At 59.0% G+C, this 26,248-nt stretch carries 20 protein-coding genes and 1 pseudogene; 6 read left to right on the top strand and 15 right to left on the bottom strand.

Annotated features, from left to right (window positions below):
* From LG31_RS21565 to carB, 3 genes are all read left to right on the top strand, one after another.
* Nucleotides 1–196 (top strand): hypothetical protein (locus LG31_RS21565; protein ID WP_238567483.1); only part of this gene is annotated, 196 nt, incomplete at its 5' end.
* Nucleotides 193–1,329 (top strand): glutamine-hydrolyzing carbamoyl-phosphate synthase small subunit, encoded by a 1,137-nt coding sequence (gene carA, locus LG31_RS0105990; protein ID WP_033113584.1) that lies wholly within the window; start codon nucleotides 193–195, stop codon nucleotides 1,327–1,329. The genes LG31_RS21565 and carA, both read left to right, overlap by 4 nt.
* A gap of 74 nt (nucleotides 1,330–1,403) precedes the next feature.
* On the top strand, nucleotides 1,404–4,628 hold the full coding sequence (carB, locus tag LG31_RS0105985) for a carbamoyl-phosphate synthase large subunit (RefSeq protein ID WP_033113583.1): 3,225 nt from the start codon (nucleotides 1,404–1,406) through the stop codon (nucleotides 4,626–4,628).
* Nucleotides 4,629–4,767: 139 nt separating this feature from the next.
* Here the strand turns inward: carB and LG31_RS0105980 are convergent, their stop codons facing one another.
* On the bottom strand, nucleotides 4,768–5,802 hold the full coding sequence (locus LG31_RS0105980) for a sterol desaturase family protein (protein ID WP_033113588.1): 1,035 nt from the start codon (nucleotides 5,800–5,802) through the stop codon (nucleotides 4,768–4,770).
* 257 nt (nucleotides 5,803–6,059) lie between these two features.
* On the opposite strand from LG31_RS0105980, the gene LG31_RS0105975 reads away from it, so the two are divergent.
* Entirely contained in the window at nucleotides 6,060–7,241 is a 1,182-nt protein-coding gene (locus LG31_RS0105975; protein ID WP_084059550.1) for a DUF1615 domain-containing protein, read from the top strand.
* A 48-nt stretch (nucleotides 7,242–7,289) separates the two neighbouring features.
* Here the strand turns inward: LG31_RS0105975 and LG31_RS0105970 are convergent, their stop codons facing one another.
* Nucleotides 7,290–8,147 (bottom strand): nuclease-related domain-containing protein, encoded by an 858-nt coding sequence (locus tag LG31_RS0105970; RefSeq protein WP_033113582.1) that lies wholly within the window; start codon nucleotides 8,145–8,147, stop codon nucleotides 7,290–7,292.
* A 23-nt stretch (nucleotides 8,148–8,170) separates the two neighbouring features.
* On the bottom strand, nucleotides 8,171–8,878 hold the full coding sequence (locus tag LG31_RS0105965) for a phospholipase D family protein (protein WP_033113581.1): 708 nt from the start codon (nucleotides 8,876–8,878) through the stop codon (nucleotides 8,171–8,173).
* A 482-nt stretch (nucleotides 8,879–9,360) separates the two neighbouring features.
* On the opposite strand from LG31_RS0105965, the gene katG reads away from it, so the two are divergent.
* Nucleotides 9,361–11,547 carry a catalase/peroxidase HPI gene (gene katG / locus LG31_RS0105960; protein ID WP_033113580.1) on the top strand — a complete coding sequence of 729 codons (2,187 nt, stop codon included), beginning with the start codon at nucleotides 9,361–9,363 and terminating at the stop codon, nucleotides 11,545–11,547.
* 341 nt (nucleotides 11,548–11,888) lie between these two features.
* On the opposite strand, the gene LG31_RS0105955 is transcribed toward katG, so the two are convergent.
* Complete coding sequence (locus LG31_RS0105955) at nucleotides 11,889–12,809, bottom strand: hypothetical protein (RefSeq protein WP_238567484.1); 921 nt, start codon at nucleotides 12,807–12,809, stop codon at nucleotides 11,889–11,891.
* 253 nt (nucleotides 12,810–13,062) lie between these two features.
* On the opposite strand from LG31_RS0105955, the gene LG31_RS0105950 reads away from it, so the two are divergent.
* Nucleotides 13,063–13,938 carry a flagellar protein MotY gene (locus LG31_RS0105950; protein ID WP_033113578.1) on the top strand — a complete coding sequence of 292 codons (876 nt, stop codon included), beginning with the start codon at nucleotides 13,063–13,065 and terminating at the stop codon, nucleotides 13,936–13,938.
* An 86-nt stretch (nucleotides 13,939–14,024) separates the two neighbouring features.
* On the opposite strand, the gene gloA is transcribed toward LG31_RS0105950, so the two are convergent.
* The 11 genes and pseudogenes from gloA to LG31_RS20800 form a co-directional block, all read right to left on the bottom strand.
* Nucleotides 14,025–14,438 carry a lactoylglutathione lyase gene (gloA, locus tag LG31_RS0105945; RefSeq protein WP_005337610.1) on the bottom strand — a complete coding sequence of 138 codons (414 nt, stop codon included), beginning with the start codon at nucleotides 14,436–14,438 and terminating at the stop codon, nucleotides 14,025–14,027.
* A 56-nt stretch (nucleotides 14,439–14,494) separates the two neighbouring features.
* Nucleotides 14,495–15,136 carry an endonuclease III gene (nth, locus tag LG31_RS0105940; protein ID WP_033113577.1) on the bottom strand — a complete coding sequence of 214 codons (642 nt, stop codon included), beginning with the start codon at nucleotides 15,134–15,136 and terminating at the stop codon, nucleotides 14,495–14,497.
* Nucleotides 15,137–15,149: 13 nt separating this feature from the next.
* Complete coding sequence (locus LG31_RS0105935; RefSeq protein WP_372240870.1) at nucleotides 15,150–15,911, bottom strand: electron transport complex subunit E; 762 nt, start codon at nucleotides 15,909–15,911, stop codon at nucleotides 15,150–15,152.
* Between the two features lie 18 nt (nucleotides 15,912–15,929).
* Nucleotides 15,930–16,562, bottom strand: coding sequence for an electron transport complex subunit RsxG (gene rsxG, locus LG31_RS0105930; protein WP_033113576.1), 633 nt, complete (start codon nucleotides 16,560–16,562; stop codon nucleotides 15,930–15,932).
* Between the two features lie 43 nt (nucleotides 16,563–16,605).
* Entirely contained in the window at nucleotides 16,606–17,658 is a 1,053-nt protein-coding gene (gene rsxD / locus LG31_RS0105925) for an electron transport complex subunit RsxD (protein WP_033113575.1), read from the bottom strand.
* 47 nt (nucleotides 17,659–17,705) lie between these two features.
* Nucleotides 17,706–20,159, bottom strand: a pseudogene (rsxC, locus tag LG31_RS0105920) (electron transport complex subunit RsxC); the annotation flags it as partial.
* A gap of 2 nt (nucleotides 20,160–20,161) precedes the next feature.
* The gene (rsxB, locus tag LG31_RS0105915) at nucleotides 20,162–20,740 is read right to left on the bottom strand and encodes an electron transport complex subunit RsxB (RefSeq protein ID WP_033113573.1); all 579 of its coding nucleotides are present in this window, start codon (nucleotides 20,738–20,740) and stop codon (nucleotides 20,162–20,164) included.
* 2 nt (nucleotides 20,741–20,742) lie between these two features.
* Nucleotides 20,743–21,324 carry an electron transport complex subunit RsxA gene (rsxA, locus tag LG31_RS0105910; RefSeq protein ID WP_033113572.1) on the bottom strand — a complete coding sequence of 194 codons (582 nt, stop codon included), beginning with the start codon at nucleotides 21,322–21,324 and terminating at the stop codon, nucleotides 20,743–20,745.
* A 209-nt stretch (nucleotides 21,325–21,533) separates the two neighbouring features.
* Nucleotides 21,534–23,948, bottom strand: coding sequence for a DUF2357 domain-containing protein (locus tag LG31_RS0105905; protein WP_033113571.1), 2,415 nt, complete (start codon nucleotides 23,946–23,948; stop codon nucleotides 21,534–21,536).
* Nucleotides 23,949–23,958: 10 nt separating this feature from the next.
* Entirely contained in the window at nucleotides 23,959–25,713 is a 1,755-nt protein-coding gene (locus LG31_RS0105900) for an McrB family protein (RefSeq protein ID WP_202962998.1), read from the bottom strand.
* A gap of 4 nt (nucleotides 25,714–25,717) precedes the next feature.
* On the bottom strand, nucleotides 25,718–26,248 hold a 531-nt coding region (locus LG31_RS20800; protein ID WP_161785967.1), incomplete at its 5' end, for a DNA cytosine methyltransferase.

Raw genomic sequence — 26,248 nt, 5'->3', positions numbered from 1 at the left:
GGGTAATGTTGCCTTTTTATTGAATTTAGATGCATTTCATCTAAGAAAAGACGTTGAAATACCACTTTTTTTAAGTAGAATGCGCCCAATTTGCCAGAAATCTGCCGGGTTCGAGTCCTGTCCAAGGCCGGAACCGAGCCCGCAACACCCAGGTAAATTGCTGAATTTAAAGCTAAATAACTGGAGGTTGTCTTGAATCACACTGCATTGCTAGTGCTGGAAGATGGAACTGTATTCAAAGGCGTGTCGATAGGCGCCGAGGGATGTTCCGTTGGTGAAGTGGTTTTCAATACGTCGATGACGGGCTATCAGGAAATCCTCACCGATCCCTCTTATTCCCGTCAGATAGTCACCCTCACTTACCCCCATATAGGCAACACCGGCACCAACAGCGAAGATGAAGAGTCCAGTCAAATCCATGCTCAGGGATTGATCATCCGGGACCTTCCGATACTTGCCTCCAATTTCCGCAATCAGCAATCCCTCTCCGAATACCTCAAGTCTCACAACATCGTTGGCATCGCCGACATCGACACCCGCAAACTGACCCGTATCCTGCGCGAGAAAGGCGCCCAGGCTGGCTGCATCCTTGCAGGCAAGCAGGTCGATGAGGCATATGCCCTCGAACAGGCCCGCGCCTTCCCCGGTCTGAAGGGGATGGATCTGGCCAAAGAGGTGACGGTTGGTGAGGCGTACAACTGGACCGAAGGGAGCTGGCAGCTTGGCAAGGGGCACGTCACCCCGGATGCCGACCAGCTGAAATACCACGTGGTGGCCTACGACTTCGGCGTCAAGCGCAACATTCTGCGGATGCTGGTTGACCGTGGTTGCCGTCTGACCGTAGTGCCGGCCAAGACCCCGGCTGCCGAGGTACTGGCGCTGAACCCGGATGGCATCTTCCTCTCCAACGGCCCCGGCGACCCCGAGCCGTGCGACTACGCCATCGAAGCCATCAAGACCTTCCTTAATACCAACACGCCGGTGTTCGGCATCTGTCTGGGTCACCAGCTGCTGGGTCTGGCCTCCGGTGCCAAGACGGTCAAGATGAAGTTTGGCCACCACGGCGCCAACCACCCGGTCAAGAGCCTCGACGACAACACAGTGATGATCACCGCCCAGAACCACGGCTTTGCGGTAGACGAGAACAGCCTGCCGGATTGCCTGCGCGCCACCCACGTCTCCCTGTTCGACGGGTCGCTGCAAGGGATCCATCGCACCGACCGTCCGGCCTTCAGCTTCCAGGGTCACCCCGAGGCGAGCCCGGGCCCGCACGACTGTGCCGGTCTCTTTGACCACTTTATTGAATTGATTAAGCAGTATCGCGCCTAAAAATTAGAAAGGGATAGGCGATGCCAAAAATGAAGCAGTATCGCGTCTATCTCGGGAATAGAGGAAAGAGTTTCATGCCAAAACGTAACGACCTTCAGAGCATCCTGATCCTCGGCGCCGGCCCCATCGTCATCGGCCAGGCCTGCGAATTTGACTACTCCGGCGCCCAGGCGTGCAAAGCCCTGCGCGAGGAGGGCTACCGCGTCATTCTGGTCAACTCCAACCCGGCCACCATCATGACCGACCCGGAGATGGCGGACGCCACCTACATCGAGCCCATCACCTGGGAAGTGGTGCGCGAAATCATCAAGAAAGAGCGTCCGGACGCCATCCTGCCCACCATGGGTGGTCAGACTGCGCTCAACTGCGCACTGGCGCTGGAGAAGCACGGCGTGCTGGCCGAGTTCGGTGTCGAGATGATCGGCGCCACTGCCGATGCCATCGACAAGGCCGAAGACCGCTCCCGCTTTGACAAGGCGATGCGCAGCATTGGCTTGGAGTGCCCGCGCGCCGGCATCGCCCACAACATGGAAGAGGCGTGGGGCGTGCAGCAGATGGTCGGCTTCCCCTGCATCATTCGTCCCTCCTTTACCATGGGCGGCTCAGGTGGCGGCATCGCCTACAACACCGAAGAGTTCGTCGAGATCTGCGAGCGCGGTCTGGACTTGTCGCCGACCAAAGAGCTGCTCATCGATGAGTCGCTGATTGGCTGGAAAGAGTATGAGATGGAGGTGGTGCGGGATCGCAACGACAACTGCATCATCGTCTGCGCCATCGAAAACTTCGACCCCATGGGTATCCACACCGGTGACTCCATCACGGTCGCGCCAGCCCAGACGCTGACCGACAAGGAGTACCAGCTGATGCGCAACGCCTCCATGGCGGTACTGCGCGAAATCGGCGTCGAGACCGGCGGCTCCAACGTCCAGTTCGGTATCAACCCGAAAGATGGCCGCATGGTCATCATCGAGATGAACCCGCGGGTGTCGCGCTCCTCCGCGCTGGCCTCCAAGGCGACCGGTTTCCCCATCGCCAAGATCGCAGCCAAGCTCGCCATCGGTTACACCCTCGACGAGCTGATGAACGACATCACCGGTGGCCGCACCCCGGCCTCCTTCGAGCCGGCCATCGACTACGTGGTCACCAAGGTCCCGCGCTTCAACTTCGAGAAGTTCGCCGGAGCCAATGACCGCCTGACGACCCAGATGAAGTCGGTCGGTGAAGTGATGGCCATCGGTCGCAACTTCCAGGAGTCCCTGCACAAGGCGCTGCGTGGTCTCGAGACCGGCAAGGCGGGCTTCGACCCCATGGTGGATCTGAACGCCCCGGACTCCCTGACCCGCATCCGTCACGAGCTGCAGGATGCTGGTGCCGAGCGTATCTTCTACATCGCCGATGCCTTCCGTGCCGGCCTCTCCATGGACGGCATCTTCAAGCTGACCAAGATTGACCCCTGGTTCCTGGTGCAGATTGAAGAGCTGGTGAAACTGGAAGAAGAGGTGAAAGAGCGCGGCATGGCCGGTCTCGATGCGGACTTCCTGCGCGCCCTCAAGCGCAAGGGCTTTGCCGATGCGCGTCTGGCCAAGATCCTCGGAGTGGCCGAAGGCGAAGTGCGCAAGCTGCGTGCCCGCCACAATATCTTCCCGGTCTACAAGCGGGTCGATACCTGCGCCGCCGAGTTCGCCACCAACACCGCCTACATGTACTCCAGCTATGACGAGGAGTGCGAGGCCAACCCCACCGACCGTGACAAGATCATGGTCATCGGTGGCGGCCCGAACCGTATCGGTCAGGGCATCGAGTTTGACTACTGCTGCGTGCACGCGGCGCTGGCCCTGCGCGAAGACGGTTACGAGACCATCATGGTCAACTGCAACCCGGAGACCGTCTCCACCGATTACGACACCTCGGATCGCCTCTACTTCGAGCCGGTGACCCTGGAAGATGTGCTGGAAATCGTGCGCATCGAGAAACCCAAGGGCGTCATCGTCCAGTACGGTGGCCAGACCCCGCTGAAGCTTGCACGGGCATTGGAAGCCAACGGCGTGCCGATTATCGGTACCAGCCCGGATGCCATCGACCGCGCCGAAGACCGCGAGCGCTTCCAGTCTGCCGTCGAGCGCTTAGGCCTCAAGCAGCCGGAAAACGGTACTGTCACAGCGCTGGAGCAGGCGGTTGTGGTGGCCGAGCGCATCACCTACCCGCTGGTGGTTCGCCCCTCCTATGTGCTGGGTGGCCGCGCCATGGAGATCGTCTACGACGAGACCGACCTGCGTCGCTACTTCGCCGAGGCGGTGAGCGTCTCCAACGAATCACCGGTACTGCTGGATCGCTTCCTGGACGATGCCACCGAACTGGACGTGGATGCCATCTGCGACGGCACCGATGTGGTCATCGGCGGCATCATGGAGCACATCGAGCAGGCCGGTATCCACTCCGGTGACTCCGGTTGCTCCCTGCCTCCTTACACCCTGTCCAAAAAGATTCAGGACGAGATCCGCGAGCAGGTGCGCAAGCTGGCGCTGGAGCTCGGCGTTATCGGCCTGATGAACGTGCAGTTTGCGGTCAAGGGCAATGATATCTACCTCATCGAGGTGAACCCGCGTGCCGCCCGTACCGTGCCGTTCGTCTCCAAGGCGACCGGTGCGCCGCTGGCCAAGATTGCCGCCCGCGTGATGGCCGGTCAGAGCCTGAAAGAGCAGGGCTTCACCAAAGAGATCATCCCGCCCTACTACTCGGTGAAAGAGGTGGTGCTGCCGTTCGCCAAGTTCCCGGGGGTTGACCCGCTGCTGGGGCCGGAGATGCGCTCCACCGGTGAGGTGATGGGGGTGGGTAGCAGCTTTGCCGAGGCCTATGCCAAGGCGCAGCTGGGTGCCAACCACGCCGTACCGAAAGAGGGCCGCGCCCTCTTATCTGTGCGTCACAGCGACAAGGCACAGGTGGTCGATCTGGCCGCCAAGCTGCTGGAGTTGGGCTACGAGCTGGATGCCACTCACGGCACTGCTGTCGCGCTGGGCGAAGCGAGCATCAACCCGCGCCTGGTCAACAAGGTGCACGAAGGTCGCCCGCACATTCTCGACCGCATCAAGAATGGCGAGTACACCTACATCGTCAACACCGCCGAAGGGCGGGTGGCTATCGAGGACTCCAAGCAGCTGCGCCGTGCCGCCCTGCAGAACAAGGTGGCCTATACCACCACCATGAACGAGGCATTCGCGACCTGCATGGCCATCAGCGTGGATGCCACCGCCAGCGTCAACTCGGTGCAGGAGCTGCACGAGCGCGTGAACAACCGCTAACGCTCTGCGAGCGAGCCAGACTATGCACTGCATAGATGGCTCCGCATAGATGACAAGCCCCCGCCAGCAATGGCGGGGGCTTTTTTATGACGACGGGTTTGGCGCGGCGGGGGCCGGATTTATGGGGCGAAGAGCGTAACTATCTTAAATCCGCCTGCGGCTTGCGGCTGCGAGGACGGGGCAGGGCATGCCACAGCTTGCGGGCCGTGACCAGAAAGGGGCGCAGGATCAGCGCACTCAGGCGGCTGTAGCGCACATTGTCTTTCGGGCCGACCCCGAAGGTGAGGGGCTCTGGCTGGTGGTTGGTGACGTAAAGAGTGCCGAACCACCAGTCCCACAGCGACAGGTTGATCCCGAAGTTGTGGTTGAAGTGGCGGGGCTCTCTGCTGTGGTGGATCTGGTGCTGGGCCGGGCTGTTGAAGATATGCTCCAGCCGCGGGCCAAACGATAGCCAGATATGGCTATGGCGCAAATTGGCGGCCAGCGAGTTGAAGATCAGCACCAGATAGCCCACCCCAAACAGGGTATAGGGGCGCACGGAGCCGCCGCACAGCCAGTAGAAGGCACCGGAGTAGAGGGCGAGCATGCTCCCCTTGAGCAGGATTTCAGAGAGCTTCTCCACCAGATGAATGCGGCTGGCGGTCGGCGGCACCAGCACAGTGGCGCTATGGTGCACCTTGTGAAACTCCCACAGCCAGCGGCTGTGAAAGACACGGTGTAGCCAGTAGTGGACGAAATCGCTGACCAGAAATATCCCGAGGCCATAAAGCATCATCAGCCAGCTCGCCTCGGCCAGACGGGGATGCTCACCCCACAGACGGGTGAGCGCGGAGGTAATATCCGTTGCCTGCAAAAGCCAGGGATTAAGCAGGGTCAGGATCGGCACGATCAGGGCCACATGGAGCAGGGCGCGCACCAGATAGTACTGATAATCGAGCAGGGCGGAGGGATGCAGCCAGATGGCCCGGCCGCCAAGAAACTGGGCGAAACTGCCCGCTGCCGGGCCCTGCTGGCGCCGGCGCACACGGTAGAGGAGGTAGGCAATGAGGCCGGATATCAGCAGAAAGGGGAGCCCAAGCCGCCCGTTGAAGTCAAACAGTCCGATCAGGCAGTGCCAGATCGGAGTGAGCAGCCACTGCTGCACGTAAGCAAAGAGATGGGCGAGCGTATCCATAGGGTCCATACCGTGAGCATCCTGGCGGCGGCATTCTAAATGTAAACAACTCTCGATAAAAGCCCATGTCTGTTGTCGGGTCATACCTGTTGTCGGGGTATATCTGGGGGCGCTCCTGTTGCGGCAACCCCTGTCTGGTCGGGGAGAGGGGGGAGGCGATGGGACTTTAGCCTTGTGGATCAATTCTCTACAATGAGCCATCATGTGTGCGCCCGCCGCCTAGCGGGTTTGCCTCCAGCCTCAGTACCGGATATCCGATGACGCTCTCTCTCTTTTCTGTTTCCCCAGCCATGCGCACGCTGGCGCTGTTGATCCCCTTGCTGCTGGCCGGCTGTGCCAGCGATCCCGCTTCTGCCCCGGCGCCTGGCGACACAACAGGCGCGACAGTGCCCGCCAAGAAGGCGACCCCGCCAGCCATGCAGCCGCGCAAGCCGGCGGATATGAAGAGCCGCATCGTGAGGTTTCTGCCCCGTCATGTGGTCGACAAGCAGGGGTGGGCCAACGATGTGGTGACCGCGCTCACCAGCCAGGGGGTGACAGTCAACGATCACAATGTCTGTACCGTGCTGGCGGTAGCGGAGCAGGAGGCGACCTATCAGGCCGACCCTGTGGTGCCGGGCCTTGGCAAGATCGCCTGGAAGGAGATCAACTCGCGGGCGGCCAAGCTGCTGATCCCCGAGTTTATGGTGCGTGCCGCGCTCTCCATCAATTCGCCGACCGGCAAGAGCTATGCCGAGCGCATCGATGCGCTTCGCACCGAGCGGGAGATGAGCGAAATTTTCGAGGACATGATCAGCATGCTGCCGATGGGCAAGACCCTGTTTGGCAACATGAATCCGGTGCACACCGGCGGCCCGATGCAGGTGAGTATCGCCTTTGCCGAGGCCAATACCCGTGGTTATCCCTATCCGGTCAAGGAGTCCATCCGCCACGAAGTCTTTACCCGCCGCGGCGGTATCTGGTTTGGTACCAAACATATCTTCGGCTATGAGGCGGAGTACCCCGATACCCTCTACCGTTTCGCCGACTTCAACGCCGGCTGGTATGCCAGTCGCAACGCCGCTTTTCAGGCCGCTGTCAGCCGTTTGAGCGGTACTACGCTGGCTCTGGATGGCGATCTGATCCGCTACGACTCCGACCTGCCGGGCAAGACGGAACTCGCGGTCTACACCATCGCCAGCCGAATCAACATGAGCCAGCAGGCGATCCACCAGAGCCTGAAACTCGGCGATACCGCCGAATTTGGCCAGAGCGACCTCTATCATCGCGTGTTCACGCTGGCAGACCAGAAAGCGGGCAAGCGGTTGCCCCGCGCCATCCTGCCGGGCATTCAGCTGAAAAGCCCCAAGATCACCCGCAACCTCACCACCGCCTGGTTTGCCAAGCGGGTGGATGACAGGGAGCAGCGCTGCGTGCGGCAGATGGCGACCATTCGCTAATAAACACAACAAGGGCGGCCAATTGGCCGCCCTTGTTGTTTCCGCTGGTTAGCGCTCTTCAGCTTGCCGAGCGATGATCTGCCGACATTTTGGGTATGCGCTGCATCCCCAGAACTGTTCCCCCTTGTTGCTGCCACGGCGTGCAGTGCGCAGCACCATGGCGTTGCCGCATTTTGGGCAGCACTGCTGGGCGTGACTCGTTTCATAAGGTATGGGGATCTCCGCTTTTGCCACGCTTGCGGGGTTGTATTGGGAAGAGGAAACGGCAGGCTGGTTGTGACGAGCCTTTAGCTGCGCCACATGCTGTTTATGGGTCTGCCAATTGGCGGCCAGTCGTCCCCGCTGGATGGTATCGATCACCCGGGTGACCTCGGCAGGGGTCAACACTGGCGTGGTTTTGCCCTTGATATAACGAATAAGTCCGCGATTCATCACGTTATCCGGCATCGGGGTTTTAAAGGTGCAGTCGCCAATAAAGTAGATGATCGAGTGGAGCTGATGATCCGCCAGCCCCAGCAGGGATTTGAGCGTCATCAGGTGCAGATAGTTCTGGCGCAGCGGATTTTGAAAGCTGTGTCTGCGGCGAAAGAGCTGCTGTGTCCAGCTCTTGTGGGCCGGATTGCCAAATATCCACCCCTTGATGTTTTTGGTTTCGATGACAAACAGCCCGAAGCGTGAAACGAGCACATGGTCGATCTGGGTACTCCCCTCAGGGGTCGGCAGGGTCACGCTCTTGAGCAGATGGTACTCCCGCTGGTCGAGAAACAGCCGGATACCGAGATTGATAAATGCCTCCCCGATCATTCCCTTGAACCAGGGCGTTTTGATCAGGGTCGTAATCAGCAGCAGGGGCAGCAGATACCAGAGCTGGCCCAGCAGAACCGTAATAACAGGTGTGAAGTCCATTTCACATTTATCCAGTCAGTGGATTAGAAGGGGTTCATCGTCTCTGGCCAGAGGAAATAGGGGCCAAATTTGGGGCTCATTCTAAATTCACCGCCTTCTTCTTTACCCTTGGCTGTCAGGTAATGCTTGCTGTCGCGCAGTTCAAGCAAGCCGTGAGACACCATCTTTTCCAGTAGTTCATGGGTTTTGATCCCCCATTTTTGCGCCAGTTTGGATGAGGTGAGTTTTTCGGTGACAGATTCACCTTCGCTGGCGGAAGGTTGTTGGGGGTCAGCTTCATTAACCACCCGCTCCAGGGATATGCGGATTTCGTCGCTAACCCGGATAATGCGCTGGGCCTCGTCGTAGGCATCACGGTAAAGATCATGATCTTCCGAGCGCTGTATCAATACCCCCATCTCGTTGTTATTGACCTGACTGAATTCGTAGAGGTTCAAGCTGGTGATAATGCACATCTCCTCATTGAGATAGCACTTGGCGTGGAGGTTTTTACAAAAGCTGGTGCGGATATAGGTGAGCTCCTTGAGCCAGCTGATCTCTTCCGGTTGTAGCTCACTCTTGCCATAGACAATTCGTACATCGATCTTGAGCCGATTCTTGTCGGTCAGCAGCTCTTTGATCCTGTCGTTGAGTTTGAGGAAAGGACTTATCAGGATCAGCCGCTCTTTGGCATCCTTGATAAGTTCTTCAAGAAAGTAGTTGGTTGCACTGGTATTCAAAAACTTGGCCATGGCAAAAATCTCTATCCCTGTTGCATCGTGATGACGTAAAGGTCGGGTGGCTTGTTGAATGTCTGTGAAGGCATGCTGGGTGAGAGCCTTTCCCGCCGAACGTTCGTTGATAAAGTGGCGTCCACTGCTTATTGAATGTGGGGGTGACCACGGGGTAAGAGAGTTCCGAATTACTCCGTTCTTGTCAATTTCGTCGTGTCATATCTGTGACCATTTCCCCAAGCCTGTCAGATGGTTTGCCTGTCTTTCGTGCTTCATGTAAAGGGGCGACATGATGGTTAAGAAACACATCAGGTTGGTTTTTGCTCTCGAGCTATGCTCTATAGCTCCCTTTTTCTCCAGACACGAGATAGTTCAATCGTAAAACCAGATTGAATTGAACTTTTTTATTCGGTTTTTTAAGTGCTTGGTGGGGGGTAGGCTAGTCTCAACTGCGAAGCGAAGGGTTTCGCCGTCATTATGACCACAATGAGGATCTGAAGATGGACAAACACGCTAGCGGGGCCGGTCAGTGCCCCTTTGCCCACGGTGCCAATACCTCTGCCAGTCAGGAGCATCAAGTCTGGTGGCCCAATGCCCTCAACCTCGACATCCTGCATCAGCATGACCGCAAGACCAATCCGATGGATGAGACTTTCGATTATGCCGACGCCTTCAACAGCCTCGATTACGATGCCCTCAAGGCTGACCTCCATGCCCTGATGACCGACAGCCAGCCCTGGTGGCCGGCCGACTGGGGCCACTACGGCGGCCTGATGATCCGCATGGCCTGGCACTCCGCCGGCAGCTATCGCGCTACCGACGGCCGTGGCGGTGCCAACACCGGCAACCAGCGCTTCGCCCCCCTCAACAGCTGGCCCGACAACGGCAACCTCGACAAGGCCCGCCGTCTGCTGTGGCCGATCAAACAGAAGTACGGCAACAAGATCTCCTGGGCTGACCTGATGATCCTGGCGGGTAACGTTGCCTATGAATCCATGGGGCTCAAGACCTTTGGCTTTGCCGGTGGTCGCGAGGACATCTGGCATCCGGAAAAAGATGTCTACTGGGGTTCCGAGAAGGAGTGGCTGGCGCCGAGCGGCAGCGAAGGGAGCCGTTACAGCGGTGAACGGGATCTGGAGAACCCGCTGGCGGCGGTGATGATGGGGCTGATTTACGTCAACCCGGAAGGGGTGGATGGTAACCCGGATCCTCTGAAAACCGCCCACGACATGCGCGTCACCTTTGCTCGCATGGGGATGAATGACGAAGAGACCGTGGCGCTCACCGCCGGTGGCCACACCGTCGGCAAGGCCCACGGCAACGGCAGCGCAGCCAAACTGGGGCCTGCTCCCGAAGGGGCCGATGTGCACGAGCAGGGGTTGGGCTGGATCAACCACGAGAGCCGCGGTATCGGCCGTGACACGGTGACCAGCGGCCTTGAAGGGGCCTGGACCAGCAACCCGACCCGCTGGGACAACGGTTACTTCAAGATGCTGCTGGGCCACGACTGGTGGCTCAAGAAGAGCCCGGCCGGTGCCTGGCAGTGGGAGCCCGTCGCCATCAAGGAGGAAGATCGCCCGGTGGACGTGGAAGACCCCTCCATCCGCTGCAACCCCATCATGACCGATGCGGACATGGCGCTGCGCTTTGACCCCGTCTATCGGGAGATCTCCGAGCGCTTCGCTGCGGATCAAGACCTCTTCTCCGACGCCTTTGCCCGCGCCTGGTTCAAGTTGACCCACCGCGACATGGGGCCGCGCAGCCGCTATCTGGGGCCGGAAGTGCCGGGCGAAGTCATGGTGTGGCAGGATCCGGTACCGGCGGTGGATTACCAGCTCTCTGATAAAGAGGTGAGTGAGCTCAAGGCCAAGCTGCTGGCCTGCGGCGTGGCGCCGTCAGATCTGATTGCTACCGCGTGGGACAGTGCCCGCACCTTCCGCGGCTCCGATTATCGCGGCGGGGCCAACGGTGCCCGCATCCGCCTCGCGCCGATGAAAGAGTGGGAAGGCAACGAGCCTGCTCGCCTCGAGAAGGTGCTCAACGCCCTGATCGCCCTGCAGGCCACCCTGAGCAAGCCGGTGAGCATCGCCGACCTGATTGTGCTGGGCGGCAGCGCAGCGGTGGAGCAGGCGGCCAAGCTGGCCGGCGTTGATATTGTCGTCCCCTTTGCGCCGGGCCGCGGCGATGCCAGCGCCGATCAGACCGATGCCGAGTCGTTTGCCTTCCTGGAGCCGGTGCACGATGGTTTCCGCAACTGGCAGAAGGGGCACTACAAGGTGCAGCCGGAGGAGATGCTGCTCGACCGTGCCCAGCTGCTGGGCCTCACCGCCCGCGAGATGACGGTGCTGGTCGGTGGGTTGCGGGTGCTTGGCACCAACCACGGCGGGTCGGCCCACGGTGTCTTTACCGACCGGGTCGGGGTGCTTAGCAACGACTTCTTCGTCAACCTGACCGACATGGCCTATAGCTGGCAGCCGACTGGCCGCAACAGCTACCAGATCGTGGATCGTCAGAGCGGCGCAGTGAAGTGGACCGCTACCCGGGTTGACCTGGTGTTTGGCTCCAACTCGGTGCTGCGTGCCTACGCCGAGGTCTATGCCCAGCAAGATGGCAAGGAGAAGTTCGTCCGCGACTTCGTCAAGGCCTGGGTCAAGGTGATGAACAACGACCGCTTCGACCTGAGATAAAGGCAGTCAGCTCTGCAAAAACGCCAGCCGCAAGGCTGGCGTTTTTATTGGCGTCAACAGAGACAGTGAAAAGTGGCATTTTGTGGCCCGATCACCCTTTGCCATCAGATCGGAGGGGCGGTTTGTCGGCACTGTCGAGCGGATGAAGGCCACTTTGCTCCTTGGGTCACTCCCTTGCTGTCTGAATAGCGAGGCAATTAATAAATATTTTACTTTATTAATTCGGCGTTATCCGGGCTGTTGCCGCCTCCAGAATCGTGTCACGACAGGGCTGGTGGCCGGGAACCTGCCCGGAAAAGGCCGCCCGATCTCTCTTTTATCCCGCGCATATCCCGTTCAGATCAGAAGCTCATGGCCAAGCCGACCGAATAACCGCGGGTGTTGTTGCTGAACATATAGCGGGCGACCAGACGGGTGCGACTGACGATGATGTCGTACTTGCTGCTGTCGATCTCAAGGCCGAGCCCCAGCGAGTTGAGGGCATTGAAGCCGAGCAGGCCACGCTGCTCGCCGAGGTATTCGGTGCGGGCGCCCTCCATCACATAGCGCAGCGGGCGATCAAGCAGGGTCCAGTCAAACACCGGTGCCCGGCGACGCAGATAGAGGCCAAGGTTCTCCGCCTCGGCGCTGCCACGCACACTCTCCGAGGTATTGCCAAAACTCTGCAGGTGCTGGTAGGAGTAGCGCAGCTCGGCATCGATATCCTGGGTTTTGGAGAAGAGCTCGTAATCGACCATCAGCGAGCCACCCAGCCCGTACATATTGAGCTGGCCATTCTCGAGAAAATCGAGAGAGTGGCCCTTGGCACGATCGAGCAGCCAGTTGCCGATGCGGATATCGCTGGCCATGGTGCCCAGCGAGATATTGGCGATGGGGCGCAGCACCCAGTGGCCGCCCTGCTTATCCCTGTGCAGGGAGATATCCCAGCCCATGCCGCCCGAGGCGGTGGCACTGTTCCAGCGGGTGGGGATGGTGCGGCTCTTGCTGCCGTTGCTCATCACAAACTGGGGATCGTAGCGGCTAAAGCCGAGTGCCCCCTCCAGATAAACAGGAAATGATTCGCCGAGGGTGGCACCACCGCCCAGCTGCGCCATGCTGAGGGCGGCCGACTGGCCACTGCCGCTGCCGAGGGAGAGATCGCTGGCAGTGATATCCGGCACCACGGTAAAGCTCATCAGGGAGAGCACGGCATTGGCCCGCTGCTGCGCCCACTCTTCATCCTGGGTTGCGCTCTGGGCGGCGCTGCCGAGCATGGCCAGCATAAGGGGCCACAAGGTCGGGAAGGGGTTGAACATGACACTTTCTCCTGCACGGCGACATCCTGTCACTCAGGCTCTACTGTAGCGAGATCCGCCGCCGTTGGCGCGTATCAGATGCTGCGATTGCCACTGCAATCCCGATTTTTCACAACAGAGGCAAGGGGTTGCCGCCAGCGGCAGCCCTTTGCAGTTTTGCCGCTAAAGGTTGCCTGTCCGCGGCCGATACTCCATATGAGATCGTGTGGAGGACAGGCCGTTGAACGCTTGGAAGTTGGGGTTGATCAGCATATCGGTGAGTATGCAGGTACAGGCTGGGGTGACCGAATTCGGTGCCGGTCTGGATCAATCCGTCTGGCGTTTGACCTCGGACACCCAGATTGAGTGCCGCCTCGAACATCCCATTCCGAACTGGGGAACGGGGGCCTTTGTCAGCCGCGCCGGGCGCAAGATCAATCTCGATTTCGAGCTCAAGGGCAAGCGGCCACAGGCCAGAACCGAGACAGTGAGCCTTGGCATCATGCCGCCGGTATGGCGCCCCGGCATCGCGGGGCGGGAAGTGAGCCAGCTCCACTTCTATCAGCAGTTCGATGGGCTGGTGGAGGGGCAAACCGCCTGGACCATGCTCGACGAGCTGGAGGGGGGCAACATGCCTACTTTCCAGTATCGCGACTGGTATCGCCAGAACCGGCCGGTGCGGGTGTCACTCTCGTCGGTCAACTTTAGGGTGAAATATCAGGCCTTTATCGACTGTCAGAGCGGGCTCTTGCCCTACAGCTTCAATGACATCGCCTTTAGCGTGCTTACCTACGACAAGAACAGCGATCAGCTCTCCATCTCATCCAAACGACGGCTGGCGATGATCGGCGAATATATCAAGGCGGACAAGAGCATCGATGTGGTGGTGATCGACGCCTACAGCGACAGCTACGGCGGGCGCTGGACCAACCAGAAACTCTCGGAAAAGCGGGCCGATGCCATCAAGAAGGTGTTCGTCGATCTGGGGCTCGATCCCGGCAAAATCTCGGTGGAAGGGCATGGCGAGAAGCAGCACGTCGCTTCCAACGAAACCGAGCAGGGGCGTGCCAAGAACCGGCGGGTGGTCATCAGCATGGGGCGCAACGGCGAGATCTAGCTCGGCAGCCCAATCAGACAAGCATAAAAAAGAGCGCCAGCGCGCTCTTTTTTGATCCTGCCATCGGGCGTTTTTACCCGGGCTGCTTAGAAGCTGTCGCCAAGGCCGGTGCCGGCATCTTTCTTGGCAATCAGTTCAATCTTGTAACCGTCCGGATCTTCGACGAAGGCGATGACGGTGGTGCCGCCTTTAACCGGGCCCGGCTCGCGGGTGATCTTGGCACCGGCGGCGCGTAGCGCTTCACAGGTGGCGTAGATGTCGTCCGCTTCCAGCGCGATATGGCCGTATGCGGAGCCCAGTTCGTACTCGCTCACCCCCCAGTTGTAGGTCAGCTCGATCACCGCTTCATCTTTCTCGTCACCGTAGCCGACGAAGGCCAGGGTGTACTTGTACTCGCTGTTCTCGCTCTTGCGCAGCAGCTTCATGCCAAGGACGCGGGTGTAGAAGTCGATGGAGCGTTGCAGATCGCCGACACGCAGCATGGTATGCAGAATTCTCATTGCTCAGTTCTCCGGGTTGGTGATGTGTACTGCTTTCAATCTCGGTTGCGAGGCTGTCAGCTCTCGGGATAGACCTTCTCTTTGTACTCGCACAAGTCCTCGATGATACAGGAACCACAGCGGGGCTTGCGAGCCAGACAGGTGTAACGCCCGTGCAGGATGAGCCAGTGGTGGACATCCAGCTTGAACTCGGCGGGCACCACTTTAAGCAGCTTCTCCTCCACCTGATCCACGTTCTTGCCTACCGCAAAGCCGGTGCGATTCGATACCCGGAAGATATGGGTATCGACGGCGATGGTGGGCCAGCCAAAGGCGGTGTTGAGCACCACGTTGGCGGTCTTGCGCCCGACGCCCGGCAGGGCTTCCAGCGCTTCGCGGTTCTCCGGCACCTCGCCGCCATGGCGCTCCAGCAGGATGGCGCAGGTCTTGATGACGTTCTCGGCCTTGGTGTTGAAGAGGCCAATGGTCTTGATGTAGCTCTTGAGCCCCTCGACCCCGAGATCCAGCATCGCCTGCGGGGTGTTGGCCACCGGATAGAGCTTGTCGGTCGCCTTGTTGACGCTGACATCGGTCGCCTGCGCCGAGAGCAGCACGGCGATCAAGAGCTCGAACGGCGAGTTGAAGTTGAGCTCGGTGGTAGGGTGGGGATTGTGCTCCCGCAGTCGCTCCAGTATCTCTCTGCGTTTCTGGTTGTTCATGCAGCCTCGCGTGTCATAGCTGGGTCGCCCGGGCACGGACGGGGGGCACATTGCAGTGAGCCACGGTGGTCGCCTGCTTGCGGTCACGCCACTCGTTGATGGCGTTCTTGGCGGCGATCAGCAGCCCCAGCCCGATAAAGCCGCCCGGCGGCAGAATGGCCAGCAGCAGGCTGGCATCGGCGTGGAACAGCTCGATGCGCAGGGACTTGGCCCACTCGCCCAGCAGCAGATCGGCGCCATCAAACAGGGTGCCCATGCCGATGATTTCGCGCATGGTACCAAGCACCAGCAGCACCAGAGTAAAGCCCAGCCCCATCATCAAGCCGTCGAGAGCTGCCAGCAGCGGCGGGTTCTTGGAGGCATAGGCCTCGGCGCGGCCGATGATGATGCAGTTGGTGACGATGAGGGCGATAAAGATGCCGAGCGCCTGATAGAGGCCATAGGTGTAGGCGTTCATCAGCAGCTGCACGCTGGTCACCAGCGAGGCGATGATCATCACGTAGACCGGGATGCGGATATCCTTCGGCACCCAGTTGCGCACCAGCGAGATGGCGAGGTTGGAGCAGACCAGCACCGCCATGGTGGCAAGGCCGAGCCCCAGCGCATTGGTAAAGGTGGAGGAGACGGCGAGGGTAGGGCACAGACCCAGCACCTGCACCAGCGAGGGGTTGTTCTTCCACAGCCCCTGTACCATCAGCTCCTTGAGCTCGCCCTTGCGGCTTTCCAGCTCGGCGATCGGGGCGGTGCCCGTTTCAATCTGTTCCATCTGTGTCATGACGGGGTCGACTCCGGTTTATTGTGCGGCCGGACAAGCCGGGGCGTTGCTGAGCAGTTCCGGGTGCTCGTGCTGCAGTTTCAGCAGGTTTTTCACCGCCTTGACCACGGCTCGGGGGGTGATGGTGGCACCGGTAAAGGCATCGAACTCGCCGCCATCCTTCTTCACTGCCCACTCCGATTCATTGTCGGCGGTCAGGGATTTTCCGGTAAAGCTGTTGATCCAGTTAGATTTTTTCAGCTCGATCTTGTCACCAAGGCCGGGCGTCTCTTTGTGAGCGAGCACTCGCACCGCACTGACGGTGCCCTTGGCATCAAAGCCCGCCACGATGCGGATGGCACCGCTGTAGCCGTCCGGTGCGATGGCCTCCAGCGCATAGCCGGTCACCACGCCATTTTTGCTGGCGGTGTAGAGGGCTTGCGGCTGATCGCTGCCCAGATACTTCCTGCTGGTCACCAGCTTGCAGCTGGTCACCAGATCGTTGTCATAGCTGCCGGCAGGCAGTAGTGCTTCCAGCGTCTGCAACTTCTCCAGTTGCTGCTGGTGGGCGATCTTGTCCTTGGTCAACTCGTTGGTCAGCACCACCAGTGCGGTGCAGCCCAGCGCGAACATGGCCAGGATAAGGCCGTTCTTGCGCATGCTCTTTAACATGTCCGGGCTCCGTCAGCTGTGATGGGGAAAGAGGGCAGAAACATCATTGGCGACGGGCTCCATACACTTTCGGACGAGTCAGGCTGTCGATAAAGGGCACGCAGAGGTTGGCCAGCAGCACGGCGAAGGCGAAGGCATCCGGGTAGCCGCCAAAGCGGCGAATGATGTAGACCAGCACTCCGATCAGCACGCCATAGACCAGTCGGCCGCGTGGCGTGGTGCAGGCGCTGACCGGGTCGGTGGCGATAAAGAAGGCCCCCAGCATGGTGGCGCCGCTAAAGAGATGGAACATCGGCGTAGCGGTGGCATCCGGGCTCATCAGGTAGCCGAGGGTCGCCGCCGCCAGCAGGGAGCCCAGAATGGCGGTCGGAATGCGCCAGTTGATCACCTTCTGTTGCAGCAGGAAGAGGCCGCCCAGCAGATAGCCGAGGTTGACCCAGCTCCAGCCGATGCCGCCCCAACCCTCGAACAGCGGGCCGCTCAGGATCTCGCCAGTGGTGAGCCCCTGGGTCAGGCCGGTTTTCAGGGTATCGAGCGGAGTCGCCATGGTCAGCCCATCCACCCCCTGCTTGAGCTGGGCCATGCTGTAGCCGTCGAGGCTAAAGCCGGTGAAGATGACCGAGGCTGCATCACCAAAGCCGAGGCTGTAGGCGCGCACGCTCTCCGGCGGCAGCCAGCTGGTCATCTGCACCGGGAAGGAGACCAGCAGCAGCACGTAGGCCACCATGGCCGGGTTGAACAGATTCTGGCCCAGTCCGCCGTAGAGCTGCTTGGCGATGATGATGGCGAAGGCAGTGCCCACTACCATCATCCACCACGGCAGCAGCGGCGGCAGGGAGAGACCGATCAGCACGGCGGTGAGGGCGGCGCTGCCATCCATCAGGGCCGGTTTGACGGGGCGGCCCCGCAGCTTGAGCACCAGCGCTTCACTCACCAGCGCAGTCACCAGCGCAATCAGGATCTGGATAAAGGAGCCCCAGCCGAAGAACCTGGTCTGGGCCAGCAAGCCCGGCACACAGGCCAGGATCACCAGCAGCATCAGGGTTCGGGTCTGTTTGCGGTTATGGGCAAACGGCGCAGTCGCGATATTGAACATGGATTAGTGCATTACCTCGTTGTTTAACGATGGGCCAGCGAGCGTCAGCGCGGCTCGGCGTCGGATGATGATCCCTCATCCGGGGTGGCCCCACTGGCCCTGGCCGCTTCGGCAGCCAGTTTTTTTGCCTTGGCACGGGCGACGGCAGCGGCGATGGCTGCCTTCTTCGGGTCAACGCTTGCCTCGGCAACGGCCGGTTCGGCAACGATATTGCTAACCGGCTCGGCGAGTGCTTGCTCACCGTTTACCCCTTCTGCTGCCTGCATTGGCTCACCCAGTTCCGCTGCCTGCTGGGCCGCCTTCTTGGCCTTGGCGCGGGCGATGGCAGCAGCGATAGCCGCCTTCTTGGGGTCAACCGCTTCGCTGGCAGCAGATGGCCCATCGCTTTGGGTTGCAGCCGTTTCGCTGGTGCCTGCGCTTGCAGTCAGATCGCCCTCAGCGCTGCCACCCTGCTGGGCCGCCTTCTTGGCTTTGGCCCGAGCGATGGCAGCAGCGATCGCCGCCTTCTTGGGATCGACTGCTTCGCTGGCAGCAGATGGCACATCGCTTTGGGTTGCTGCCGTTTCGCTGGTGCCAGCGTTTGCAGTCAGATCGCCCTCAGCGCTGTCGCCCTGCAGGGCTGCCTTTTTGGCCTTGGCCCGAGCGATAGCGGCAGCAATGGCTGCCTTTTTCGGATCGGCGTCTGCTGCAGGCTGGCTTTCGGCCGCGCTATCTGCAGCAGAGGTATCGCCAGCCTGAGCCGCTTTTTTGGCCTTGGCACGGGCAAGAGCCGCGGCGATGGCCGCTTTTTTCGGATCTGTCGCTTCCGTTTCTTGCGGCTGCGCGATCGCAGTGGTCTCGCTGTTTGCCTCTTCGGCTGCCTTGGCTGCACGGCGCGCTTCCGCTTCCCGTTTGCGGGCTTCTCGGGCGGCAATCACGGCGCTATTGTCGGGCACGCCCTCGGCGGTGGCTGCTATGGCGGTGATGGGCGCATCCTGTTTGGCCTTGATACGGGCGAGAGCCGCTGCCACGGGATCTTCGCCGCCTGCGGCAGTCATCGCCTGCCGGCGCTGGGCGGCGGCTTCGGCGTGGCGCGCTTCGCGGGCTGCTTTCTCCCGCTCGAAACGGGCTTGCTTGGCTTCGAAACGCTGCTTGGCTCGCTCGGCCTTCTCGGCTTCGGCACGGGCTTCGCGAATGTCATCCTTGGCGATCTTGTAGTACTGCACCAGCGGGATCTCGCTCGGGCAGACCCAGGCGCAGGCACCGCACTCGATGCAGTCCATCAGGTTGAGCTTCTCGGCCTTGTCGTACTCTTTGGCCTTGCTGTACCAGTAGAGCTCTTGCGGCAGCAGGCTGGCCGGGCAGGCATCGGCACAGGCGCTGCAACGGATGCAGGCCTGCTCCGGGCCGGGAGCGGGCAGTTCGGCCTGTGTCGGCGCCAGCAGGCAGTTGGTGGCTTTGACCACCGGCACCATGGCGTGGGGCAGGGTAAAGCCCATCATGGGGCCCCCCATGATCACCCGCTGATCTGCCTCCGGTTGCAACTCGAAACGCTGCAGCAGCCAGCGCACCGGCGTACCGAGGCGCACCCAGGCGTTGCCGGGCTTCTTGAAGCTGTCGCCGGTGAGGGTGACGATCCGCTCGATCAGCGGCTCGCCGTCGATAATGGCGCGCTTGATGGCAAACACGGTGGCGACGTTGAGCACCATGATGCCGATATCGACCGCGCGGCCGCCTTTGGGCACCTGACGGCCGGTCAGCAGCTCGATGGTCTGCTTGGCACCGCCGGAGGGGTACTTGGTCGGCACCGTCTTGACCAGCACATCCGGGTCTGTGGCGTGGCGGGTCAGCTCGGTGATCGCCTCGGGCTTGTTGTCTTCCACCCCGATCAGGGTCAGCTTGGGTTTGAGCAGGTGCTTGAGTACCCGGATGCCATCCATGATCTCGCCTGAGTACTGCTGCATCAGCCGATCGTCGGTGGTGATATAGGGTTCGCACTCCAGCCCGTTGACGATCAGGATCTCGGTGAGCTGGCCGCGGCCGTCGAGCTTGCTGTGGGTGGGGAAGACGGCGCCGCCAAGACCGGCAATGCCCGCCTGCTGGATGCGCTCGAGCAGTTCGCCCCGCTCCAGATTCCAGTAATCGGGTTTGCCGTCGAGCTCTCCCCACTCATCCCCGCCATCGGGGGTGAGGATGACGCAGAGATCGTCAAGCCCCGAAGGGTGGGCGACCGTGTGGTTGGCAATCTCGGTGATGGTACCCGAGGTGGAGGCGTGCACCGGCACCACCCGCCCTCTGGCATAACGGGTCAGCGGCTGACCCTTCTTGACCTTGTCACCCACCTGCACCAGCAGGTCGCCAGCAGCGCCTGCGTGCTGGCGCACCGGAATGATCAGGCGCGGCGGCAGACCGGCCTGCTCGACCGGGCTCTGGCTCGATTGCAGTTTGTTGTCGGCGGGGTGAATACCACCGTGAAAGTCCCAGATATTCCCGGCTTTGATGCGTTCAAGTAAAGACTGCATGGTTACTCCACCAACTTGACCGGAATCTTGCCCGGAACATGCACGTTATTGAGATCCCACTTCCAGTTATCGACCGTGGTGGGCACCGGGATCATCTCGATGCAGTCGGTCGGGCAGGGATCGACACAGAGATCGCAACCGGTGCACTCGCTGGCAATCACGGTATGCATCGCCTTGGTGGCGCCGACGATGGCGTCCACCGGGCAGGCTTGAATGCACTTGGTGCAGCCGATGCACTGATCTTCGTGGATAAAGGCGACCTTCTTGACCGGCACTGCGGCCTCGTCACTGCCGCCCAGCGGCTGGGGTTCGACCCCCATCAGGTCGGCAATCTTGCGCATGGTGGCCTCGCCACCGGGTACGCACTTGTTGATCTGATCGCCGTTGGCAACCGCCTCGGCGTAGGGTTTGCAGCCGGGATAGCCGCACTGGCCACACTGGGTCTGGGGCAGCAGGGCATCGAGCTGATCGACGATGGGGTCTGCTTCCACATGAAACTTGACGGCGGCAAAGCCCAGGATAATCCCGAACGCCAGCGCCAGCAGGGTCAGCACCAGAATGGCAAAAAGAATATGGATCATGGTTATATCTTGATGAGGTCGGTAAAGCCCATAAAGGCCAGAGACATCAGACCGGCGGTGATCATGGCAATGGAGACCCCGCGAAACGGCGCGGGCACATCGGCGGCGACCAGACGCTCGCGCATGGCGGCAAACAGGATCAGCACCAGCGAGAAACCGGTGGCGGCGCCAAAGCCGTAGATCACGCTCTGCACGAAGTCATGACGCTCGTTGATGCTCAGCAGCGCCACCCCGAGTACCGCGCAGTTGGTGGTGATGAGGGGCAGGAAGATCCCCAGCAGGCGGTAGAGGGTCGGGCTGCTTTTGCGCACCACCATCTCGGTAAACTGCACCACCACGGCGATCACCAGAATAAAGGCGAGGGTGCGCAGATAGGCGATCTCCAGCGGCACCAGAATGTAGTGCTCCACCAGATAGGAGCAGGCACTGGCCAGGGTCATCACGAAGGTGGTGGCGAGCCCCATGCCGATAGCGGTTTCCAGCTTGCCCGAGACCCCCATAAAGGGGCAGAGGCCGAGGAATTTCACCAGCACGAAGTTGTTAACCAGCACTGTGCCGATCAATAAAAGCAGGTATTCAGTCATCGAAGGTCGGGTATCCGGTTTGAAGGCCGCAACATTATCTGATGTTAGGGCACGTTAAACAACCGCAAGGCCGCATGGTTATTATGCAACTGGATAATTTAGACGGGGTTTTGGGGTCAGATCGCGGCACTTTTACTCATGGTCATGCGAGGCTGTAATCCCGGTCTGGCCAACAGCTCAATGGCCAGGCCGGGATAGCCGTAAGGTGTTCAGGCTGGATGCATGCGCAATAATTCCCCGTAATAATCCGGCAGTGCCGCAAACCCGGTCAATTCACCTTGCAATTCTGCCAGTCTGGTCAGTCTCATGGATGCTCTGAAACTTGCCGCATCCAGCTGTGTCAGAGGGTGGAGCAATGAAATAGAGGGCCCCAGCTCCAGCAACCAGTAAGGATTCACATTCCCCTCGGCCAGCGGTGTACCTGTCTGCTCTTCGGTCAGTTGTTCCCTTCGCAGCTTCCGGCATGTCAGCACAGGCCAGACTCGGGTTACCTCACGCGTCAGGCCATCGGCCGCAAGGGTAGCTACGGCCAGATAGCTGATTTCGTTCATCAGCTGATCATCGTAACGAGTGGCAATGGTTTCGGCAGGGGTGTGATACCAGCGGGCAGAGCCATCACGAAATGCATCGAAGTAGCTCGCTGGGCGGCTGTTTTCCAGTGCGGTCGGAATGACCAGGGTGAGATCATGGTGGCGGACCTGCTGCATCCCCAGGGTGGCAATCCGGCTGGGCTCTTCCAGATAGAAGTGGCCCGAGTGGATGGCAGGATAGCGGAACTCTTCCCCCGATTTACCCAGTTTTTGCTCAAGGAAGGTTTGCAGCCAGCAAGAGCCGCTGTGATCCTCTGCTGGCAATAGGGCAAAGGCACCGATACCAATCCGGTCGATCTCCTCCTGATAGGGATTTTTCGTTCCGGGTTGCTGGCTCATAAAGCCCGGATAGAGCGCAAAAGCGCCAAAGGTGGGGCGGCTTGGTATCGGGTCATCCTGTTGCTGATAGAGCAGGGCATCGCGATAACGGTGCATCTGGTTGATGGCATCATCGGGCACCCTGTCTCTCGGATCATCTTGAGTGCCATTATCGACCCGGTACTTGGCATCAAACAGCCAGATAAAGGTGTCGCCACTGCCAGTGGTGGCTTCGATCAGAATGTCCGGCTTTTGGGGAACCAGCAGGGAGTGAACCGGCTTGTTAGTCTTGTGAAATCTGGGTTCATGGGCCAGCTTGAGCCTTACACCGTCTGCTGCACGAAGGTACTCCCAGCAGTATTTCATCCCCTCGGCCAGCCGGGTATCCCAACCATCGCGGGTGAAGTTAAAGGCTGGTGTTTTCACCTCGGTAAATCCCAGCGTCAGGATAATCCGGCGCACCTCGATCACGCACCAGAGCTCGTAGAGCTGATCCATGCTGCGCACGCCGGCCACGGCATCATTTCCCAACGCATCGAGATAGAGGCGCAGTTGCTGCCAGACCCGGTAAACCGTGCTATAGCCGCTCTTTTGCTGCAGTACCAGAGACTCGCGTTGTAACACCGTCGCCGGACCTATCTCCTGCATCAGGGGGTGAGCCAGCGCCTGATCCAGCGGTTTGCTCCACGCCTTCAGACGGTCAAAAAAGGCTCTGGACAAGAGGGTGCGATCGCCCTGTTGTGTCAGCTGTTGCAGCATCCTTCCGGCGCGCTCCAGCACAAACTTGATAAAGCGGTTTTCCGGGGTATCCGTGGTCAGTTGTTTACGTTCCACCCGGTATCTGCGCTCGATACCGTTATCCAGATCCTGGCGGATCTGTTCGGCCTGCTTCGGGCGTGGCGGGCGCTTCATTCTGGCGGCCAGCAGATATTCGGTCTTGCTTTGCAGCCTGCTGTGGGGCGCATTGATGATCTGGCGGATCCCCCGCTCAAGGTCCTTGTGCAGGGCTTCGAAATGGGCAAGCCAGAGCAGGGGGAACGGTTCGGCCTTGCGCTGGCTGCGCCCCCCTTGCTGACTGGTCGCGCTGTTCAGGGTAAAACGCCAGTAGGGGTACTGCTCATCCAGCACCCGATGGATCAGCGGCACATCCCGGCGGATATCCAGCTTGACCGGGTAGACCTCGAACCAGAGCGTCAGCTGAACGCGAGCGGCTTTTCCTGCAGCCGATTTCGGCTGATAAGAGAAGGGAAGTGCAAGTGTGCCTACTTCGTTGCCGGTATTGAATCCCCCCAGCAGCTCCTGCGATCCACGCCTGCTTTTGAAGCGAAACGACTCGCAGATCCGTTGCAGATGATGCTCCAGCCGCGGCGCATCACTTTCCTCGCTAACACAGTGAAGAAACTCCCATTCGAATTCGTAAAAGCAGTTTTCAAACAGCAAAGGCGCGGGCAGAACCAAAGAGGTGAATACCTTGCCAACGGCCAGATCATGTGGTTTGCCTGCAACTTCAGCGCGGGTAATCGACAGAGGTTGTGAGAAACGCACAATAGGAGGCTCATCGCTGCCAGCGCTCGCCAGCAGGCCCGATTTATCACGCTCTTGTTGATGATGGGCGCGGGTGGCTTGTAACTGCTGACAACGTTCTCGAACCGTCTTCTCATTTGCGTAGATCCGTAAAATCCAGTCACGGCTCTGCAGAGTAAACAGGCACTCCATCACAACCCCCTTACGGCCAGAAGCTGGTAAAGCACTGCCGTGCCAGCCGCTCTTTCATCCAGGCCAGTTTCTTCTTGCTGCGGCAGGGGACGTGCGGAGTTTCTGCGGGGGCGGAATTTTCACCGGCGGCAGCCTCCTTGCAGTTAAACAGGTCAGGGCGTGTGCCATCCCAGTGACTACCAAATTGTACTGCCAAAGCCTTTTCCAGATCTGTCAACAGATTGGGCTCTGTCTGGCTGCTCTCAGTCGACTTGTCGCTATCAGCAGTCTGATGGCTGCGCAACTTGTTGCTATCTCCCTCAATGCGCGGCAATACCTTGCACATCATAAAGTCATCCCAGATGGCGACCAGTTCTGCGGTATTGGCGGGGTGATGGGCCAGCAGGGCCAGCATCAGCTCGTTCAGGGCGCGATAGGCCAGTTCGAACGGGCTCTGTTGCAGCACCTCGTTGACTGCCTTCAGGAAGGTGACGCTCTCTTTACTGTATTGCTCCAGCTCGGGAACTTCAGTGATGGCCCGCCCGTCTGACCAGGTCGGATAACCCAGCCGTTTTGGCTGCAATGCCGATGCAAAGTAGGCATCGAAATCGTTGGGGAAGAACTCGTTAAAGTCGAAGGTGAGGGCCCTGTCGATCACCTTGCGGGAAAAGCCGTGGGTGGTCTCGTCCATATTGACGGTACCGGCCACCATCAGGTTGAAGGGGATAGCGATACCGTGCTGGCAGAAGCTGGCCCAGATCTGCTGATGTAGGGCAATATTCAGGTCCAGTCCCAGTTTTTCCGCCAGTTCGGTACGCGCGTTCTGATCCAGTTGCTGGCTAAGCGTATCTGCTTTGAGCAGGGGATCGCACTGGTAGACATAGCCGTAGTCCACCCCTTCATTGTCGTTAAATGCAGTCAGTTCGGGTGAGGTATACCAGTGGCGGGTCTCCAGTACCGATAGATAGTCGGCGAAATATTGTTCAACCGGCGCCAGGTTCATCTCGTCGAGGCAGAGCCAGAAGGGGGGGATATGGTCCAGTTGTTCCTGGCTCAGACCAATCTTGCCATCGGCTCTCACTTCGCTAATACGCTCGTAAATATGGATCCAGGCTTGGGTAATAAAATGCAGCACCGGCGTTGATACATACTCCTTTTTACCACTGATCCTGGAGATATAGCCCAGCAGATCGGAGGGTTCGTGCCAGTCTGGCCGTACAGGTACCAGGCAGTAATTTTTCTGGCCTGGATAGTCCTTGACCTGCTCACGAATAAAGCGGGTTTTCCCTGTGCCTGAAATACCTGCTAACAAGAGAAATGGTTTATATGAACTCAGGTTTAAAGCCTCGTTAGTGGCAAAATCATCATTATCTGATTTGAATTCTTCGCCACTAACATCGCATATTTTTCCAGTGTCATGAATCCATTTGTTAAAATATTGTATGACCTTATTTTTCCCTTTGTTTCTTCCCGTCTTTGCTTTCATGTAACCAATATGTGATGTATGGCAAAGTATAGTTTCTATAATTGTCCTGTCATTTCCACTACTATTGAAAACAGTATCGATATGGATGGGCTTATTCTGTATTAGCGCATCTATAGCAAGTTTGAATCTATCGAACGAGATATTTACAACATCAGGGCCGCGAGTAGCAGAAATTATTTTATCATTCTGGTTGATATCAATGATTTTTGTCGTTTTCTCGCTCGAAATATATTTCAGATTATTGCCTTTTAAGGCAATAATCTCATCTAAAATTTCGTCAAAGATGATGTCACTACTCATTAATTCACTCCATGAAATCAGCGATAGTTTTTGCTATACCATATGAGAATTTATATGGAACCCCATTACCAATTGTTTTGAACATTGCCGAAAGAGTCATTGTTGGAGGCAATTCAAACTCTTTTGGCAGTGACTGAATAGCCAGAGCCTCTGCTGCAGAAATCCGCCGAGGTAACCATGGGTGTAAATGCACTTCGTTATTGCCATAGGCCGCAGTAGGTGAATATCTCCAGCGATGTAGTCTTTTGTATGACTTTTTGGTGGTATCACCCTCTTCTATCACCATGAACTTGGCCAGACCTGCTCTGGGAGTAAAATAATGCTGACTATTAGGATGTTCATCCACATTATTCTCTTTAAACCACCAGCTTACGGTTAATTCCTCTGGTACTTCAGCTTTGCTGGGGGTTGAGTTGAATGGGGTTTGGGTTGGCCAAGGATAATTAAATGCCATCTTGTTAGGGTATGGCATATATCTCTCCCAAGAAAAGCTACTCATTGCTTCATCTACATGGTTTAAGGAACCAAACATGAT

This window comes from Aeromonas lacus, assembly GCF_000764665.1.
Classification (GTDB): Bacteria; Pseudomonadota; Gammaproteobacteria; order Enterobacterales; family Aeromonadaceae; genus Aeromonas; species Aeromonas lacus.
Note: the sequence above shows the minus strand (reverse complement) of the source record. Positions and strands in the feature narration are given on the sequence as shown.

Bases quoted from the DNA above. Each gene is read 5' to 3' on its own strand.
- carB (WP_033113583.1), top strand. From the start codon at position 1,404: ATGCCAAAACGTAACGACCTTCAGAGCATCCTGATCCTCGGCGCCGGC.
- LG31_RS0105980 (WP_033113588.1), bottom strand. From the start codon at position 5,802: ATGGATACGCTCGCCCATCTCTTTGCTTACGTGCAGCAGTGGCTGCTC.
- LG31_RS0105975 (WP_084059550.1), top strand. From the start codon at position 6,060: ATGACGCTCTCTCTCTTTTCTGTTTCCCCAGCCATGCGCACGCTGGCG.
- LG31_RS0105970 (WP_033113582.1), bottom strand. From the start codon at position 8,147: ATGGACTTCACACCTGTTATTACGGTTCTGCTGGGCCAGCTCTGGTAT.
- LG31_RS0105965 (WP_033113581.1), bottom strand. From the start codon at position 8,878: ATGGCCAAGTTTTTGAATACCAGTGCAACCAACTACTTTCTTGAAGAA.
- katG (WP_033113580.1), top strand. From the start codon at position 9,361: ATGGACAAACACGCTAGCGGGGCCGGTCAGTGCCCCTTTGCCCACGGT.
- LG31_RS0105955 (WP_238567484.1), bottom strand. From the start codon at position 12,809: ATGCTGGCCATGCTCGGCAGCGCCGCCCAGAGCGCAACCCAGGATGAA.
- gloA (WP_005337610.1), bottom strand. From the start codon at position 14,438: ATGAGAATTCTGCATACCATGCTGCGTGTCGGCGATCTGCAACGCTCC.
- nth (WP_033113577.1), bottom strand. From the start codon at position 15,136: ATGAACAACCAGAAACGCAGAGAGATACTGGAGCGACTGCGGGAGCAC.
- LG31_RS0105935 (WP_372240870.1), bottom strand. From the start codon at position 15,911: ATGACACAGATGGAACAGATTGAAACGGGCACCGCCCCGATCGCCGAG.
- rsxG (WP_033113576.1), bottom strand. From the start codon at position 16,562: ATGTTAAAGAGCATGCGCAAGAACGGCCTTATCCTGGCCATGTTCGCG.
- rsxD (WP_033113575.1), bottom strand. From the start codon at position 17,658: ATGTTCAATATCGCGACTGCGCCGTTTGCCCATAACCGCAAACAGACC.
- rsxB (WP_033113573.1), bottom strand. From the start codon at position 20,740: ATGATCCATATTCTTTTTGCCATTCTGGTGCTGACCCTGCTGGCGCTG.
- rsxA (WP_033113572.1), bottom strand. From the start codon at position 21,324: ATGACTGAATACCTGCTTTTATTGATCGGCACAGTGCTGGTTAACAAC.
- LG31_RS0105905 (WP_033113571.1), bottom strand. From the start codon at position 23,948: ATGGAGTGCCTGTTTACTCTGCAGAGCCGTGACTGGATTTTACGGATC.
- LG31_RS0105900 (WP_202962998.1), bottom strand. From the start codon at position 25,713: ATGAGTAGTGACATCATCTTTGACGAAATTTTAGATGAGATTATTGCC.